The organism is Peribacillus sp. NJ4, from assembly GCF_030348345.1.
Lineage (GTDB): Bacteria > Bacillota > Bacilli > Bacillales > DSM-1321 > Peribacillus.
Genome location: NZ_JAUCFQ010000001.1, coordinates 2,803,080 through 2,821,225, shown reverse-complemented (window position 1 = coordinate 2,821,225; position 18,146 = coordinate 2,803,080). Strand labels below are relative to the sequence as shown.

The following is an 18,146-nucleotide window of genomic DNA, read 5'->3' as shown; positions in this document are numbered from 1 at the left end:
GTTATCGTAGTTTTCTAGAGTCAATTTCAGTTACCTGGTATGCAGCCTGAAATCGACTACCTAAAAGTAAAATTATCAGAAATATTTTCTGAATTATGGCAATAGTGAAAAAATGAAAAAAAGGGGGAAATACAATGACGAAAGTAATATCAAGTTTTCGATATAGCAAAGAACATGAGTGGGTGCAACAATTAGAAGGAAATCGTGTACGTATTGGAATCTCTGATTATGCACAAAAGGCGTTAGGTGATATCGTCTTTGTTGAAAATCCAGCGATTGATGATGAAGTAACTGCCAATGAATCGATGGGAACGATCGAGTCAGTTAAAGCAGTTTCCGAAATTTACTCACCTGTTTCAGGTACGGTAGTTACTGTAAACGAAGAGTTAGAAGGTGCCCCAGAGACGATTAACGAGCATCCATTTGAAGCAGGGTGGTTAGTCGAAGTAGAAATGTCCAATCCAGAAGAGTTAGACACACTTCTAAATGAAGATGAGTATCAAGCATTTACTAATGAAGGAGAGGAATAATATGACAGCCACTTATAGATACCTTCCTGATACGAAACAAGATCAAGACGAAATGCTCTCATTTTTAAATATTTCTTCTATAGATGAGTTATTTGAAGATATTCCAGCTGAAATTAGGCTGCAGGGTGAGCTAAACATCCCAAAGGCGGTTCCTGAACCGCTTCTTTTGAAAAGAATGAACCAGCTTGCTACAAAAAACAAAAATGCGAATCATTACCCGACTTTCCTAGGTGCGGGTACATATGATCACTACATTCCAAGTGTGGTAAACCATATGATTTCACGCTCCGAATTTTACACGGCCTATACACCTTACCAACCGGAAATCAGTCAAGGTGAATTACAAGCAATTTTTGAATTTCAAACGATGGTTTGTGAGTTGACAGGAATGGATGTGGCTAACTCTTCCATGTACGATGGTTTTACAGCGCTAGCAGAAGGTGCATCACTTGCTGTTACATCTACAAGACGTTCGAAAGTTCTTGTATCCAAAGCGGTACATCCTGAATCCCGTGCTATTTTACATACAGTAGCAGCAGGTCCGGGATACACAGCTGAGGAAGTAAACCTTGCCGGTGAGATTACAGATTTAGGGAAGCTTCAAGAACAAATTGATAAAGACACTGCTGCCGTAATTGTTCAATATCCAAATTTCTTCGGTTCCATTGAGGATATAGATGCAATTAAAAAAATTGCGGAAGAAAAAGGTGCCCTGTTAATTGTAAGCGCCAATCCTCTTGCACTAGCACTCTTGCAGGCTCCTGGGAAACTTGGGGCAGATATTGTGATCGGTGATATGCAGCCATTAGGAATCCCGATGTCCTTTGGCGGTCCACACTGCGGCTATTTTGCGGTAAGTAAGAAACTCATGCGCAAAATCCCAGGACGTATTGTAGGCCAAACAGCAGATGAAAAAGGACAGCGTGGATTTGTGTTAACACTTCAAGCACGTGAACAACATATTCGCCGTGATAAAGCCTCATCCAATATTTGTTCCAACCAAGCATTAAATGCTCTTGCCTCTTCTATTTGTATGACATCACTTGGGAAGCAAGGGATTCGTCAAATGGCACAGCTAAACATTGAGAAAGCTGATTATATGGCGAAAACCTTAGAGCAGAAGGGCTTTACTATATACAATGAAGCACCATTCTTCAATGAGTTTGTTGTCGGGCTTCCTCGTCCGGTAAAGGAAGTCAATGCAAAACTTCTTAAGGCGGGTATTATCGGTGGATTTGATTTAGAAAGTGATTACGGTTTTGAAAATAAAATGCTGCTAGCTGTGACTGAGCAGCGAACAAAAGAAGAAATTGACCAATTTGTTGATGCTTTGGAGGCGATTGTAAATGGTTGAATATAATGAGTTAATTTTTGAAATAAGTCGTCCAGGACGGGTAGGTTCAAGTATTCCGGATAGTGACGTTGACTATGTTGATATAAATGAAAAATTTCAAAAGCATTTAATTCGTGACGAACCGGCTGAGTTGCCAGAAGTATCAGAGTTGCAGCTTGTCCGCCATTACACAGCGCTATCTAATAAAAACCATGGAATCGATAATGGATTCTATCCTCTGGGTTCTTGCACGATGAAGTACAATCCGAAAATAAATGAAGATGTGGCACGTTTGGAAGGATTTAGCCGTATTCATCCCTATCAGCCCGTTGAAACAGTACAGGGAGCATTAGAGGTTTTATATGAATTACAGGAAGAGCTAGCGGTCATTACAGGAATGGATGCTGTTACATTACAGCCTTCCGCTGGGGCTCAAGGGGAATGGACAGGTTTAATGATGGTTAAAGCGTATCATGCTCAAAAAGGTGAAACCAGAACGAAAGTACTTGTTCCAGACTCAGCGCACGGTACAAATCCTGCAAGTGCAAGTGTTGCTGGTTTTCAAACGATCACGATTCCATCCGATAAAAATGGATTAGTTGACTTAGAAGAATTAAAGAAACATGTGGGATCTGATACAGCTGCACTAATGCTGACGAATCCGAATACCCTTGGACTTTTTGAAAAAGAAATTGTGGAAATCGCTCAGGTTGTTCATAAAGCAGGGGGCCTATTATATTATGACGGAGCGAATGCAAATGCCATTTTAGGTAAAACAACACCAGGTCAAATGGGCTTTGACATCGTACACCTAAATCTTCACAAAACATTTACGACTCCTCATGGAGGTGGCGGTCCAGGGGCAGGTCCTGTCGGTGTGAAAAAGAAACTTACTCCATACTTGCCAGTACCGCGCATAGAAAAAGAAGGTGATAAATATGTGCTGAACGCTAATTATTCGGACTCTATCGGAAGGGTAAAAGGGTATTATGGAAACTTCGGAATTCTCTTGCGGGCGTATACTTATATTCGCACGATGGGGCCTGAAGGTCTGCGCCAAGTATCAGAAAGTGCCGTGCTTCATGCTAATTACCTTCGTAAAAGATTGGAGCCGTATTTTGAAGCGCCATATTTACAAATTTGCAAGCATGAATTTGTCCTATCCGGATCCAATCAGAAAAAGCTGGGTGTAAGAACGCTTGACATAGCAAAACGCCTGCTAGATTTCGGCTATCACCCGCCGACCATCTATTTCCCATTAAATGTTGAGGAATGTTTGATGATTGAACCGACAGAAACAGAGTCGAAAGAAACACTCGATGCTTTTGCGGATGTAATGATTACAATTGCCAAAGAAGTGGAAGAAAACCCAGGGGTTGTTTTAGAAGCACCACATACTACAGTGATTGGGCGATTGGATGAGGTCCAAGCTGCTAGACAACCAATCTTGCGTTATTCCAAAGAAGTAGTAGAGGTAGCAACGGTAACGTCATAAATGAATGAATGAACATGAACCGCCAAGGATGGAATATGAAGAAATGAATCTCGATATTTCATTCTAGGTGGTTTCATAAGCGTGTTTAAAAAGGATGAAAAAAGTGCCAAGAGGTGCAAGGAGAAAATAGTCTTGAGAACTGAAAAGACAGAGCAACGGAGAAACTCTTTCGGTCTTTTTTTAGGCCTATTGAACAACCTCTTTCAAGCTAAAATACATCTGCTCATAGGAGTGAGAAATAAAATGTCCATCAAAGATCTTCGTAAACCAGAATGGCTTAAAATTAAATTGAATACGAATGAACAATATACGGGCTTAAAGAAAATGATGCGTGAAAAAAAACTTCATACTGTTTGTGAAGAAGCAAGATGCCCTAACATTCATGAATGCTGGGCGGTACGAAAAACGGCAACCTTCATGATTTTAGGAAGTGTATGTACGCGAGCTTGCAGGTTCTGTGCAGTTCAAACAGGGCTACCATCAGAGCTTGATTGGGAAGAACCCGAACGTGTCGCAGAATCAGTAAAGCAAATGAACCTAAAGCATGTGGTGATTACCGCAGTTGCTCGTGATGACTTAAATGACGGCGGAGCAAAGGTATTTGCAGAAACTGTAAAGGCAGTGAGGCGGCAAAATCCATTTTGCAGCATTGAAGTTCTCCCCTCGGATCTGAATGGGGAATATGACAACTTAAAAATATTAATGGATACAAGACCAGACATTTTGAATCACAACATTGAAACAGTAAAACGCTTATCCCAAAAGGTTCGTGCACGTGCAACATACGAACGTTCATTAGAGTTTTTACGGCGGGCAAAACAAATGAATTCCACTATTCCTACGAAATCAAGCATTATGATTGGTCTAGGAGAAACAAAAGAAGAAATTATGGAAACAATGGATGATCTTCGTGCTAACGATGTGGACATTATGACTATTGGTCAATATTTGCAGCCGACTAAACGACATTTAAAGGTTGAAAAATATTGGAGTCCAGAAGAGTTTGAAGAACTGAAAAACATTGCCATGTCAAAAGGGTTTAGTCATTGCGAAGCCGGTCCGCTTGTTCGCTCCTCCTATCATGCAGATGAACAAGTTCGTGCAACTAAGGCTAATGCGTAATCATTTGTCAATAAACCAATAAGAAAGGGGAGAATCAGATGATAGCCAAAATAAAAATAACAGAGGCAGCCATGAATAAACTGAAGGAAATGACATGTAAAGGTACGCAAATTCCTCGCATTGAAGCTGATATTGCCGGCGGCTGCGGGGTGTCGGTGAAGTTCTCCCTCTTATTGGACGAGCCCCGCAGAAACGATTTAATTATTGAATATGAGGGAGTTAAGCTTAGATTAGATCATTTTACAAAACGCTATTTAGATGAAGAAACACAAATTGATTATATAGAAGATAGTGGCTTTATTGTTGGAGAAAGCTTTGCATCCAGTGCATGTGCCATTGAAATAAATTAAAGTATCGTGATCGTTTACCTATTAATAGAATAGATCGTGTTTAATAAGTTAGTTGTTTTCTTACACTATCATATATCTATCTATGGTTATGAAAACCAAAGGGGGAAGAATTAGGTGAATCAACAATATGACGTTGTTATCATCGGTGGCGGCACCGGTGGATATGTTGCGGCCATTCGTGCGTCTCAATTAGGATTAAAAACGGCGGTAGTTGAACAAGGTAAACTTGGTGGAACTTGCCTTCATGCAGGTTGTATTCCAAGTAAAGCATTATTAAGAAGTGCAGAGGTATATTCGAATGCAAAGAATGCAGATAAATTTGGTGTTATTGCACCGGAAGTTGGACTGGACTTCTCAAAAGTACAGGCCAGGAAAGAAGAAATTACTGAACGCTTATATAAAGGTGTACAACATTTAATGAAAAAAGGGAAAATAGATGTGCTTGAAGGAAAAGGGAGTATTTTACAGTCTAAAGATGTTTTAGTGAGATTGAATAATGATGAACGGGAAACAATATTAAACCCTCGAAATATTTTAATAGCTACAGGATCTCGTCCAAGGACATTACCCGGCCTAGAAGCAGATAGTGAATATGTGATGACATCGGATGAAGCGCTACAAATGAAAGAGCTCCCAAATTCCATCATTATTGTCGGCGGCGGTGTTATTGGAATAGAATGGGCTTCGATGCTTATTGACTTTGGATTAGAAGTAACTGTGATAGAGTATGCCGAGCGCATTTTACCGACGGAAGATAAAGATATTTCAAAGGAAGTACAGCGATTAATGAAGAAAAAAGGTGTAAAAATCGTAACAGGGGCAAAGGTGCTTCCAGAATCGTTAGAAAAAGGAGAAGGTGTCTCTATAAAGGCGGAATATAAAGGGAAAGACACGACATTTTCAGCAGAAAAATTATTAGTATCTGTCGGAAGATTAGCAAACATAGAAGGCATTCACCTTGAAAATACCAAAGTTGAAGTCGAACGTGTTATTCAAACAAATGAGTATTATCAAACGAATGAGCCAAACATTTATGCAATTGGAGATGTGATTGGAGGATTACAGCTTGCCCATGTTGCTTCACATGAAGGGATCATCGCAATTGAACATATGGCAGGAGAAAACCCTCTGCCACTTGATCAATCTCTTGTTTCAAAATGCATATATAGTAACCCGGAGGTAGCTAGTGTCGGGTTAACAGAAGAGGATGCGAGGGAGAAAGGGTATCAAGTAAAAACAGGAAAGTTCTCCTTCCGTGCGATTGGAAAGGCTCTTGTTTTTGGTGAATCAGACGGTTTTGTCAAACTCGTTGTTGAAGAAGAGTCTTGTAAATTGTTAGGAGCGCATATGGTTGGGCCTCATGTAACCGATATGATTTCAGAAGCTGGTCTTGCACGAGTATTAAATGCAACAGCTATGGATATTGCGCATACGATACACCCTCACCCTACATTAGCGGAAGCAATTGGGGAAGCTGCCCTAGCTGTATATGATAAGGAAATACACGCATAGATATAAAGATCGTAAAAGAAGAGTGGAATACTTCTTCCTTCATGGGGGAGGTGAACCATATGATAGGTGGGAGAAGCAAGGCATTAAGTATTAGGCAGTTTCACTCTGAAAACTGAAGATGTGAAATTGTGGAAGGGAAAGCGTCAATTTTGAAGGTCTACCGCCCTCCCTCACCGTAGTTCAAGATTACTAGAAATGAAATTGTAGTGACGGTATTGTTTGGACACCTATAGCGGTTGTGTGTAGCCATCATTCTGAATTCGAAAGTTTTTACATATTTTAATTACAAATCTAAAGGATGGTGAGAGTCCATTGTATAAAGAAGTGAATGTTAACCGTGCTAAATTATTAATATCTTGTCCAGAGAAACCAGGTATTATCTCGGCTGTATCTAACCTTTTATTAGAAAGCAGAGCAAATGTTGTTCATTTTGACCAACATACGACGGACCCACAAGCAGGTATGTTTTTTATGAGAATCGAATTTGATTTAAACGACTTTGATGCTTCCTATGCAAAACTTGAAGAAGACTTACATGTGCTGGCCCAGGCTTATGCGATGGAATGGAGCTTAAGCGGTAATAATAAAAGAAAACGAATGGCCATCTTTGTTTCCAAAATGGATCACTGTCTTATGGAGCTTATATGGCGTTGGAAATCGAATGAACTTCCAGTGGAAATCCCGATGGTGATCAGTAATCATCCTGATTTTAAAAAAATAGTGGAAAGTTATGACATCCCTTATTATCATATTCCTTTAGCTCATGAAACGAAGCAACAAGCAGAACAGAAAGCACTAGATTTATTGAAAGGGAAAGTAGACTTCATTGCCTTGGCTAGATATATGCAAATTCTTTCTCCTGCATTTGTATCGGAGTTCCCAAATCAAATTATTAACATTCATCATTCTTTCTTACCGGCGTTTGTCGGTGCAAATCCTTATGCGAGGGCCTATAACCGTGGTGTTAAGTTAATTGGAGCAACTGCTCATTATGTTACGAATGATCTTGATGAAGGACCCATTATTCAGCAAGATGTAAAGAGGGTTAATCATAGACATACAATCGAAGAATTAAAGGTTACCGGAAGTCATGTGGAAAGACAGGTTCTTGCCCAAGCTGTTTCTTGGCATATTGAAGATAGAGTTATTATTCATGGCAATAAAACAATCGTGTTTGATTGAATACAAGATGCTTCAAAGATGGAGATAAACATTAATTTTATAGATAATTGAGGAACTTATTATTTTTCCAATATTTTTAAAGGTTTTTCTCTACTAATTCTCTTGAAAAAGACTAAATACTCGACCTTGGGGGATATTTTGTCATATCTCAAACGGGACACCATTACTATTTATACCTATTCCTATATTAATACCCACATCTCAATCTCTATTATTATCGAATCAATTCCATTCCATAAGAGTTTTGCCTTGGTTAGAGTGATAGAATTTAAGTCATTCATTTCAAAAAACGAATAACAGCTTGATTTTTTGTCCATTTGTTGATTGAGGCGATCTAATGCTAATTTCGGAGCATTGAGCATTATAAATATAAACAAGCATCGTAAGATCGAAATGTGCTTTAGCTTTTTCGCCTGTTTGATAACTGAAATTATTTTTAGTTAAAAAAACTCTTTTTTAAACATTTACGCGCTCAACGGCCGTTCTCGTCTTGTAAAGCTTTTTCCATGCTTCTGTACATGTAACCGGGACGGGCCACACCAATCGCAGTGTTGGGAGTTAGGTACGGTTTCAATTCTTAGCTTAATCGTGTTCATAATTAATAGATTAGGACCGTTTCGGCGAATGAAGAACAAAAGGCGGCATAATGAAGGCTGTTAAACAAATCTTTTCCCAGAAAAGGGGCATTGCACAATGAAATACAGATCTGCATTCGATATAATCGGTCCCGTCATGATTGGACCTTCAAGCTCACATACAGCAGGAGCTGCCAGAATTGGCAGAGTAGCACGGACACTATTCGGAAAGCAACCGAAGAAAGCCATTATTTCTTTATATGGTTCTTTTGCAAAAACATACAGGGGACACGGTACAGATGTTGCTGTCGTAGGCGGGATATTGGATTTCGATACGGATGATGAACGAATCCCTGCCTCTTTAACGATAGCGGCGGAAGCCGGTATGGAAGTTTCCTTTACAATCGAGGATACTGTGACGGATCATCCTAATACAGTCAAAATCAGACTGTTCGACGAAGATAAAGAATTAGAACTTGTTGGGATCTCGATTGGCGGCGGAACGATAGAAATAACGGAGTTGAATACGTTCAAGCTTAAATTGTCAGGGGAAAACCCAGCCATTTTAGTCGTGCATAACGATGTGTTTGGAATCATATCTTCCGTTTCGACAGTATTGGCGAATCATGAAATTAACATTGGGCATATGGAAGTTTCACGAAAAGAAAAAGGTCAAATGGCCCTTATGGTGATTGAAGTCGATCAGAAAATCAAGGGCGATGTCATGAAGGAAATTGAAGGATTGGAAAACGTGTCGCAAGTCATAAGGATGGTTGAATGATAAGCATTAAAAGTGTTGACATAGATATGGAGGTAAAAACATGTTCCGAAATGTAGCAGAGTTGGTTGAACTTGCTGAAAGTAAACATGTAAAAATCGCGGAAATCATGATTTTACAAGAAATGGAGTTCTCAAGCCTGTCGAGAGAACAGATCATTGAAAAGATGGACAGAAATTTGACAGTGATGGAACAAGCGGTGGAAAGAGGTCTGAAAGGTGTGCAATCCGTTACAGGCCTAACGGGCGGAGATGCCGTTCTTTTGCAAAATTATATCAAGTCGGGCAAGGCACTGGCAGGTAATCTATTATTGGATGCCGTCAGTAAAGCTGTTGCGACGAACGAAGTGAATGCAGCAATGGGAATGATTTGTGCCACTCCGACTGCAGGTTCTGCAGGCGTTGTTCCCGGTACATTATTTGCGGTGAAAGAAAAATTAAAACCGACCCGAGCAGAGATGATTGAATTTCTTTTCACTTCCGCTGCCTTCGGATTCGTGGTAGCAAACAATGCTTCCATTTCCGGAGCAGCTGGTGGCTGCCAAGCAGAAGTGGGCTCGGCAAGTGGAATGGCCGCAGCTGCGATAGTAGAACTGGCCGGCGGTACACCAAGCCAAGCTGCAGAAGCGATGGCGATCACATTGAAAAATATGCTTGGATTGGTTTGTGATCCAGTGGCAGGATTGGTTGAAGTTCCTTGCGTGAAACGTAACGCAATGGGTGCATCCAACGCAATAACGGCAGCTGATATGGCACTTGCAGGCATTACGAGCCGCATTCCATGTGACGAAGTTATCGATGCCATGTATAAAATAGGCTTGACCATGCCAGTTGCACTTCGTGAAACGGCAGAAGGCGGCCTGGCTGCGACTCCGACCGGACGTAAATTGGCAGAGGATATATTCGGTTCCTTTAAATAAACCTACACCTTAAGCTCGGTTATGAAATCATTTTGTCCTCAAAAGTTTGCTCTGTATTGCAATAGCATTGGAGAAATAAACAAAGTTACTTCTAGTTACAAAATTGACTGATCAGGGATATAAGGCGAACCCACGCTTCGGTTACGGAACTTCTGGTTTCAGAGGAATCGGTTAAGTCATCCATTGTAGGACTGAAACCCTTTGATTATCAATCCTCGATGACGGATGCTAATTTTTTTATGAATTTAAGTTTACCATTGATTTTATTAACGTGGCTGCAAAGACACGGTTATTGTTAAAACATCACTCTTTTATGATGGAAGATTGATGATTTGAGCTTAATGATCAGCTGATGGGGCGTAAATAAAAAATAAAATGCGCTCCATAATATTTCTTATCAATATATCAAAGACTGTCTTTTCACAAAGTGTTGGGATTTTTGCCAATTGCCAATTAAGGTAAAAAAGCAAAGTAGCATTTTTGCCGAATTTTAGTTTTTTTGTATATGTAAAGAACGAAGATTGTGAACGCGTCTTGTGGGATATCTTTCATTGCCGTATTAGTCAATCTTTGGCTTGAAACTTACTCGTCCTATAACCGGAATTTACTTTTTTTTTGGCCAGCTGTTGGAGAGCTTGTAGGGACAAAGGTCGTAATAATTCCTAAAAAAGAGAGTATGTTCTATTGGAGTCTCGCTAAACAAAAAAAACATCCTATTGCTGCTCGATGGAACGAAGGGGAATTTGCAACAATAAGACTACATTAACTTTCACAACCGACTAAAGGGTTGGATGGAGCGTTTTCAAGGTGTCGGAACATATTATCTGGATCATTACCTTAATTGGTTTCGCTGGCTTGAATTAGAAAAGAATCTGGCATTAAATAAACGTGTAGAACATATGATGATTTCGGCTTGCCAAAGATCCAACTATCGTACAGTTGAGATGTTAAGATGTTAACGGGGTTAGTTCATAGAAAGCAAAAACCCTCAGAGCCTTTTCACTCTAAGCTTCATAATTAAAAGGGACCTTTATTCCATTAAAACCCCCGATAATTGAATAAAAAAATCAAATAAACAAGGATAAAAGATAATTAAAAGCTTTGAGTTCAATTTCGATAAATAGTCTGTCTGTGAAATAACATCTACTTCTTTTCCATCTTTTTCGTAAACCGTTAAACTACCTTCTTGCTCTTTTTTCTCCCAACCCCATAGTTTAATGATTGCTCGGTACCTTAAAGGCAGACCATTTTCTTCTGAAGATGGGCCCCAGCTATAAGCTTCTAGTTTACTCTTATTAGCTGTTATTTCAGCAGTTTTGGGTACTGGAAACCCCTCGGATTTTTCTGATTCCTCATAAGAAAAAAATTATTAAGGGAATGCCAATTAATAAAGCAGTTAATGCAATTAACCCACCTACTATTTTTTTATTAATCTTTGATCATCCTTCCACTTTGTTTTTTATTGAATTCAAAATCACACCAAAATCTTCTAAATTTCTTCCTCCGTTAAACTGCCCTTTTGTTGAATAAGCTTCTGTATATACAATACCAAAAAAATTAATTCCCCCCTCGTCTTTTTATAAGTAACAATCCTTACGAAAAGAGCCTAAAGATTTAATAAAGATTCCAATTATATGGCAGTTATCTATAATGTGGTTCGGGATGAGTACGCTTATATGGGGGACTTACTTCATGGATGCCTCCTTATCTAGTAGGAGAAAGAGGCCTTGACCTACTTTCCATGGGTATGCTTACCTCCATTCCAGCACTTACTGACGCGATCGGTATTATAATAGGCGGTAAACTCGTCCAGTCCTACTTGAGTGGAAAGGAAAAGTATCTGGCTATTGTAAGATCTATCTTGGTCATTTTGTTGCTGTATTTAATATTCAACGCACCATCCGTTACTCTTGTCATTACGTTTCAGTCTTTGTGTACAATTTTTCACGGCCTCGTTTTTGCCACTATTTTTGCCTTGCCGCATAAAATATTTTCAAAGAATAATATTGGATTGGCAATCGGGGTTATTAACCTTGGTGGGATGATCGGCGCATTCCTAGCACCGATGGTAATGGGTTATTTAATTGAAACATTCAACGGATCCTATACATCAGCTTTCGTTATTTAATCCTTTGCGCTTTTTGACCATCATTGCAGCAGTGGGGCTAAATATGAAAAAAGGTCTTTCCATCTCAACGATGCAATGGTAATAAGCAGCGGAAAATAAACGTGATTTCAAAGACAACTTGCACTCGAATCCATATATAATGTGAACTGGTTTTGGTGCACTACTCAATATAGAGGTACTGTTATAAATGACTTGAACTCCAACGCAGAACGCACGCGCTTCTTAATAAAACGAAGACCTAGTTCCATTTTATCTAACTTGATCTTGCCTTAGCTGGATGCCTTCAAGCAGGGTAGCAGGTTTCTTATATACTGCTGTTATTACGCTAGGCTTAGAAACGTACGAAAGACCAAGGCTTTTTTGAAAAAGCGTTTGGCTGCTTGTTTATCTCTTGATTTACTTCCTTGGAGGAAATACTTTACTGCAAAGAAGAGAGATTCTCAAAAGAGTGATTGTATATTTATTAAAAAACGAGACAAAACGAGACAACAATCTCATTTTGTCTCGTTTTGTTTCGCCTGAAAATAGATAATTCCTAATTTTAACTGCCTCCCATTTTGGCACGGCATTTGCAATATATAAGATTGACTCATAATTAATGATTGGGGGCTGAAAAATGGAAACGGTTCAATCGAATGAAATAAAGTTATCACAGGATAAGGCCTATTGGATGTACAAAAAAATGCTGGAGATCAGAAAATTCGAAGACCAAGTTCATGAATCTTTTGCAAAGGGGATTTTACCAGGGTTTGTCCATTTGTATGCTGGAGAAGAAGCGGTGGCTGTCGGAGTATGTGCCCACTTATCCGATAAAGACAGCATTACAAGCACTCACAGGGGTCATGGCCACTGTATTGCCAAAGAATGCGACCTAAACGGAATGATGGCAGAAATCTATGGGAAAGTGACTGGGCTTTGCAAAGGAAAAGGCGGTTCCATGCATATAGCCGATTTGGATAAAGGGATGTTAGGTGCGAACGGGATAGTCGGTGGAGGTTTTCCGCTCGCATGCGGTGCAGCATTAACTGCCAAATATAAAAAGACGGATAATGTTAGTGTTTGTTTTTTTGGTGATGGTGCCAATAATCATGGGACATTCCATGAAGGGATAAATCTGGCGGCAATCTGGAAGCTACCCGTTATATTCATCGCTGAAAATAATGGGTATGGGGAAGCCACGCCATTCAACTATGCTTCAAGCTGTAAAACGATAGCCGATCGTGCGATAAGCTACAATATCCCGGGTGTCCGAGTGGATGGGAAAGATGTATTGGCTGTGTATAAGGCTGCTGAAGAAGCCGTTCAGAGAGCTCGCAGGGGAGAAGGCCCTTCATTAATAGAATGCGTTACTTATCGTAATTATGGACACTTCGAGGGAGATGCACAGAAATATAAAAATGAACAAGACAAAAAGGAGCATAAACAAGAGAAAGATGCGATTGCCCTGTTTAGGAATCACTTACTCAATCAGAATCTGCTGGCGGAAAAAGAACTGATTTCTCTTGAGAGTGCCGTTGAGGAATCTATTAAACAGGCCGTTAAGTTCAGTGAAGATAGCCCGTATCCAGAGGCATCCGATTTATTAAACGATGTTTATGTATCCTATTAAACCATAAAAGGAGGAATTGAGATGAGTAGAAAAATCAGTATGTCACAAGCAATAAATGAAGCAATGGCCATGGCAATGAGAAAAGATGAAAATGTCATCCTTATGGGAGAAGATGTCGCCGGTGGTGCAGAGGTCGATCATTTACAGGATGACGAAGCATGGGGTGGTGTATTAGGTGTCACAAAAGGATTGGTTCAAGAGTTTGGCCGGGATAGAATTCTTGATACACCCATTGCGGAGGCAGGATATATGGGAGCGGCCATGGCAGCCGCTTCGACAGGCTTACGACCGATTGCCGAGTTAATGTTCAACGATTTCATTGGCAGCTGTTTGGATGAAGTATTGAATCAAGGTGCGAAGTTCCGCTATATGTTTGGGGGAAAAGCACAGGTTCCCGTGACGATCCGTACGATGCATGGTGCAGGATTCAGGGCGGCAGCTCAGCATTCACAAAGCCTTTATGCCTTGTTCACAAGCATTCCTGGATTGAAGGTCGTCATTCCTTCATCCCCCTATGACGCAAAAGGACTCTTGCTTTCAGCCATTGAAGATAATGACCCTGTCATCTTTTTTGAAGATAAAACGCTATATAACATGGTAGGAGAGGTCCCGGAAGGCTACTATACAATTCCGATTGGCAAAGCCGAAATTAAAAGGAAAGGCTCGGATTTGACGGTCGTTGCCATCGGCAAGCAAGTTCACACGGCAATGGAGGCAGCTGAAAAACTTGCAGTGAAGGGCATTGAAATTGAGATTGTAGATCCAAGGAGCTTGTCACCACTGGATGAAGAATCGATTCTCTCCTCTGTGGCAAAAACAAATCGTTTGATCGTGATCGATGAAGCGAATCCAAGATGCAGCATGGCAACGGATATTGCCGCATTGGTTGCGGATAAGGGATTTGACACTCTCGATGCGCCAATAAAAAGGATTACTGCTCCACATACACCTGTACCTTTTTCTCCACCGCTAGAAGATCTTTACCTTCCAACATCAGAAAAAGTGATACAAGTCGTTTCAGAATTATTAGGGGAGCCTTCCATTCTTAGGGTGTAATTAAATCAATAATGATGCATGCTCCAGCTTTTTCGCATAGAACTGCAAAAGTGGGAGCAACAAAACCAATAATGGACACAGAAAACAAATTCTGAAGGGAGGAAATTGATATGGCGGTCGAAGTGGTAATGCCAAAATTGGGCATGGCAATGAAAGAAGGCACTGTTTCGTTATGGAGTAAGGAGGTTGGCGATCCAGTTGAAAAAGGTGAAGCAATAGCCAGCATCAATTCGGAGAAAATAGAAATGGATATTGAATCTCCAGCGGATGGTACCATCCTGAACATAGTTGTTCAAGAAGGACAAGGTGTACCCCCAGGAACCGTTATCTGTCATATTGGAAATCCGAATGAAAAAATTATCAGCAATGAACCTGTTACTGAAGAAACCGAGCCGAAAATTCATGAACAAGAAAAGCCGAAAACAAAAGAGTCACCCATTTTGCCAATGGGCGATCGATTGATGATCACACCTGTTGCGCGAAAAATGGCACAGGCAGCAAATCTTGACATTGAGAAAATTCAAGGCACCGGGCCAGGTGGAAGAATCACTAAAGAAGATGTACAGAAAGTAATTGAGAAAAGGGATTTCATATCGGTAAATACAGAAGAAAGAAAAGTGAACCACCACCCTACTTTAGAGAGTTCGCAGCAGATTCCTGTGACCGGAATGAGGAACATCATTGCTACACGTATGAAAGAGAGCTTGCAAAGCAGTGCCCAATTAACTCTAACGATGAAAGTTGATGTCACTGATCTAGTCATTTTGCAAAAACAGGCTACTGAAACGCTACAAAAACATGAATCAACTAAATTGACTATAACGGACTTTGTTGCCAAGGCTGTCGTGCTATCACTTAAAGAGCATCCTAAAATGAATAGTGCTTATATTGAAGATAACATCATTTTGTATGAACATATCCACCTTGGATTAGCGGTGGCCTTGGAAAATGGACTCGTTGTTCCCGTCATAAGAAATGCCGAAAGTTGTACCCTAAAGCAGTTATCGAATAAGGGCAAGGAATTGGCTAGGCAGGCACGTGACGGTCAATTGCCAATTGAAGACATGCAAGGGTCCACTTTTACAATCAGTAATCTGGGGGCATATGGCGTTGAGCATTTTACACCGATTCTCAATACACCGGAAACGGGGATACTTGGAGTTGGCTCTGCTTACGATACCCCACGTTATATTGGCAAAGAACTGGAGAGGAGAATGATCTTGCCACTCAGTTTAACTTTTGATCACCGTGTACTCGACGGGGCACCCGCTGCTGCCTTTTTACAAACACTAAAACGGTATTTAGAAGAGCCGATCACCGTGATTTTATAGAAAAGGAGGGAAAGCCTTGAATCGTATAGCTATTATAGGCGGAGGTCCTGCTGGGTATGTAGCTGCAATCACTGCTGCCCAGCAGGATAAGGAGGTCATATTGGTAGTCGATGGGCCATTGGGGGGCACCTGTTTAAACGAAGGCTGCATGCCAACGAAGTCATTATTGAAATGTGCCGATACGTATGACTTGGTGAAAAATGCCGGGCAAATGGGAATTCGCCTGCCCATCAATTCGATTGAAGTCGATTGGGAAACCGTACAGGAACGAAAGAGAGATGTCATATCTAAACTAGTGAAGGGCATTCGATATTTAATGAGTAAGAACAAAATAAAAGTCATTCAGGGAAGAGCGTCTATCCTGACGAGCAATCGACTGCGGATTGAGAACGGAAATAATAATGAAGAGATTGCAGCAAGTAAGATCATCATTTCAACTGGGTCCGAACCGATTCCCTTACCTTTTGCGCCGTTTGATGGCGAATGGATCATCCACAGTGGCCATGCCATGTCACTTCCTGCCATTCCCGATTCGCTGCTAATTGTCGGAGGCGGCGTCATCGGATGTGAATTTGCCAGTATTTATAGCAGGATGGGCACCAAGGTTACCGTTATCGAAATGGGGGAAAAGCTGCTTCCGGGGGAAGATGATGATATTACGAGCATCTTGCATGGAGAATTGAAAAACCAAGGTGTTACGGTCCATACCTCCACATCTGTCAAAAACATCAATGCAACCAGTAAGACAGTATTTTGGGAGAAAAGCGATGGCGAATTAGAAGAACAACATGCTGATTACGTACTCGTATCAATAGGGAGAAAACCAAGAGTGAATGAAATGGGCTTAGAGGGAAACGATATTGACTTTTCCCGATTTGGCATCACGGTGGATGATCGAATGCAAACAAGCAATCCATCGATTTATGCCTGTGGTGATGTGATAGGGGGCATACAACTTGCCCATGTTGCTTTTCATGAAGGGCGAGTGGCGGCTCTGAATGCCTGTGGTCAATTTGCACAAGTGAATTACCGGGCAATTCCTCGCTGCATTTATACCTCCCCGGAGATTGCTAGTGTAGGCTTGACTGAAAAAGAAGCGCGAAAAATATACGGCGAGATTAAAGTTGGTGAATTTGCTTTTTCGGCAAATGGGAAAGCTAACCTTTCCAATAAACCGGTAGGAAAGGTCAAAGTTCTAGTGAACCCACAATATAATGAAATTCTAGGTTTTTCCATTGTTGGTCAACATGCAACAGAATTGATTGATCAAGGAACGGTCATGTTGCATGCAGAAATAACGGTAGATATGATGGAAGATTTAGTAGCGGCGCATCCAACCTTGTCGGAATCCATACATGAGGCACTACTAAACGTTGTTGGTCAAGCTGTCCATTCTTAAAACTATTATTGGATATATACTATTCAATTGAAGGGGGATTTTGTATGGCTAGCGGTCAACGAACGGCGGTTGTCACTGGAGCAGGACGTGGTATCGGACGTGCCATTGCTTTAAGATTGGCTCAAGATGGATTGAATGTGATGATTAACGACGTCAATTTGGATACAGCTGAAACGGTCGTAAATGAGATTAGGGAACTGGGACGTGAAAGTTTTGCCGTTAAAGCGGATGTAAGTAAAAGACAGGAAGTCTTCGAAATGGTTGATCAAGTTGTGAATCGTTTTGGACGACTGGATGTTATGGTTTCCAATGCAGGAATTGCTCAAATAAAGCCTCTATTGGAAGTAACTCAAGAAGACCTAGAACAAATTTTCAATATAAATGTCAACGGTGTCCTTTATTGCCTGCAAGCCGCTGCTGAACAAATGAAAAAGCAAGAAGGCGGGAAAATAATAAGTGCGGCCAGCATCGCCAGTTATAAAGGCTTCAGCTTGCTTGGTACATACTCTGCCACAAAATTTGCCGTGAGAGGCATTACACAAGCGGCAGCACAGGAGTTGGCCCAGTTTGGCATCACTGTGAATGCATACTGTCCAGGAATTGTCGGTACGCAAATGTGGGAGTTAATCGATGAAAAAATGGGTCAATATATGAATCTTGATAAAGGGGAAACTTTCAAAAAGTTTACTGATTCCATAACCTTGGGACGCTCCGAAACCCCAGAAGATGTAGCGAAGTTCGTATCTTATCTCGCTTCACCTGATTCTGATTATATGACAGGGCAATCCATCATGATTGATGGAGGGGTCATTTTTTCATAAACCAGC

The 18,146-nt window shown here is 40.7% G+C and carries 15 protein-coding genes and 2 pseudogenes; 16 read left to right on the top strand and 1 reads right to left on the bottom strand.

The genetic code is table 11. The features are described from left to right. The first annotated feature begins 134 nt into the window (after positions 1-134). The 11 genes and pseudogenes from gcvH to QUF94_RS13975 all read left to right on the top strand — a co-directional run bounded on the left by gcvH (position 135) and on the right by QUF94_RS13975 (position 11,924). Positions 135-530: a glycine cleavage system protein GcvH gene (gene gcvH / locus QUF94_RS14025; protein WP_289316402.1), complete on the top strand. Its 396-nt coding sequence runs from the start codon at positions 135-137 to the stop codon at positions 528-530. A gap of 1 nt (position 531) precedes the next feature. Continuing rightward, positions 532-1,884, top strand: a complete 1,353-nt coding sequence (gene gcvPA, locus QUF94_RS14020; protein WP_289316401.1) for an aminomethyl-transferring glycine dehydrogenase subunit GcvPA — start codon at positions 532-534, stop codon at positions 1,882-1,884. Next, a complete protein-coding gene (gene gcvPB / locus QUF94_RS14015) occupies positions 1,877-3,358 on the top strand; it encodes an aminomethyl-transferring glycine dehydrogenase subunit GcvPB (protein WP_289316400.1) in 1,482 nt (493 codons plus the stop codon). The genes gcvPA and gcvPB overlap by 8 nt, the downstream gene beginning before the upstream one ends. Positions 3,359-3,601: 243 nt before the next feature. After that, positions 3,602-4,480, top strand: a complete 879-nt coding sequence (lipA, locus tag QUF94_RS14010) for a lipoyl synthase (RefSeq protein WP_289318375.1) — start codon at positions 3,602-3,604, stop codon at positions 4,478-4,480. A 38-nt stretch (positions 4,481-4,518) separates the two neighbouring features. Next, positions 4,519-4,830, top strand: coding sequence for an iron-sulfur cluster biosynthesis family protein (locus QUF94_RS14005; protein WP_289316399.1), 312 nt, complete (start codon positions 4,519-4,521; stop codon positions 4,828-4,830). 114 nt (positions 4,831-4,944) lie between these two features. Beyond that, a complete protein-coding gene (gene lpdA, locus QUF94_RS14000) occupies positions 4,945-6,342 on the top strand; it encodes a dihydrolipoyl dehydrogenase (RefSeq protein WP_289316398.1) in 1,398 nt (465 codons plus the stop codon). Between the two features lie 312 nt (positions 6,343-6,654). Beyond that, positions 6,655-7,524 carry a formyltetrahydrofolate deformylase gene (purU, locus tag QUF94_RS13995; protein WP_289316397.1) on the top strand — a complete coding sequence of 290 codons (870 nt, stop codon included), beginning with the start codon at positions 6,655-6,657 and terminating at the stop codon, positions 7,522-7,524. A 693-nt stretch (positions 7,525-8,217) separates the two neighbouring features. Next, positions 8,218-8,880 (top strand): L-serine ammonia-lyase, iron-sulfur-dependent subunit beta, encoded by a 663-nt coding sequence (sdaAB, locus tag QUF94_RS13990; protein WP_289316396.1) that lies wholly within the window; start codon positions 8,218-8,220, stop codon positions 8,878-8,880. A gap of 40 nt (positions 8,881-8,920) precedes the next feature. Next, complete coding sequence (sdaAA, locus tag QUF94_RS13985; RefSeq protein WP_289316395.1) at positions 8,921-9,796, top strand: L-serine ammonia-lyase, iron-sulfur-dependent, subunit alpha; 876 nt, start codon at positions 8,921-8,923, stop codon at positions 9,794-9,796. 764 nt (positions 9,797-10,560) lie between these two features. Beyond that, positions 10,561-10,755: pseudogene (locus QUF94_RS13980) on the top strand (IS1595 family transposase); the annotation flags it as partial. Positions 10,756-11,492: 737 nt separating this feature from the next. After that, the gene (locus tag QUF94_RS13975) at positions 11,493-11,924 is read left to right on the top strand and encodes an MFS transporter (protein ID WP_289316394.1); all 432 of its coding nucleotides are present in this window, start codon (positions 11,493-11,495) and stop codon (positions 11,922-11,924) included. A 179-nt stretch (positions 11,925-12,103) separates the two neighbouring features. On the opposite strand, the pseudogene QUF94_RS29070 reads toward QUF94_RS13975, so the two are convergent. Further along, positions 12,104-12,325 (bottom strand): annotated as a pseudogene (locus QUF94_RS29070) (IS6 family transposase); the annotation flags it as partial. Between the two features lie 215 nt (positions 12,326-12,540). On the opposite strand from QUF94_RS29070, the gene QUF94_RS13970 reads away from it, so the two are divergent. The 5 genes from QUF94_RS13970 to QUF94_RS13950 all read left to right on the top strand — a co-directional run bounded on the left by QUF94_RS13970 (position 12,541) and on the right by QUF94_RS13950 (position 18,140). After that, positions 12,541-13,533, top strand: a complete 993-nt coding sequence (locus QUF94_RS13970) for a thiamine pyrophosphate-dependent dehydrogenase E1 component subunit alpha (RefSeq protein WP_289316393.1) — start codon at positions 12,541-12,543, stop codon at positions 13,531-13,533. A gap of 21 nt (positions 13,534-13,554) precedes the next feature. Continuing rightward, positions 13,555-14,589, top strand: a complete 1,035-nt coding sequence (locus QUF94_RS13965; protein ID WP_289316392.1) for an alpha-ketoacid dehydrogenase subunit beta — start codon at positions 13,555-13,557, stop codon at positions 14,587-14,589. Between the two features lie 110 nt (positions 14,590-14,699). Then, complete coding sequence (locus tag QUF94_RS13960; protein WP_289316391.1) at positions 14,700-15,920, top strand: dihydrolipoamide acetyltransferase family protein; 1,221 nt, start codon at positions 14,700-14,702, stop codon at positions 15,918-15,920. A 16-nt stretch (positions 15,921-15,936) separates the two neighbouring features. Continuing rightward, positions 15,937-17,319, top strand: coding sequence for a dihydrolipoyl dehydrogenase (gene lpdA, locus QUF94_RS13955; RefSeq protein WP_289316390.1), 1,383 nt, complete (start codon positions 15,937-15,939; stop codon positions 17,317-17,319). Positions 17,320-17,363: 44 nt separating this feature from the next. Beyond that, a complete protein-coding gene (locus QUF94_RS13950) occupies positions 17,364-18,140 on the top strand; it encodes an acetoin reductase (protein ID WP_289316389.1) in 777 nt (258 codons plus the stop codon). Positions 18,141-18,146: the final 6 nt, after the last annotated feature.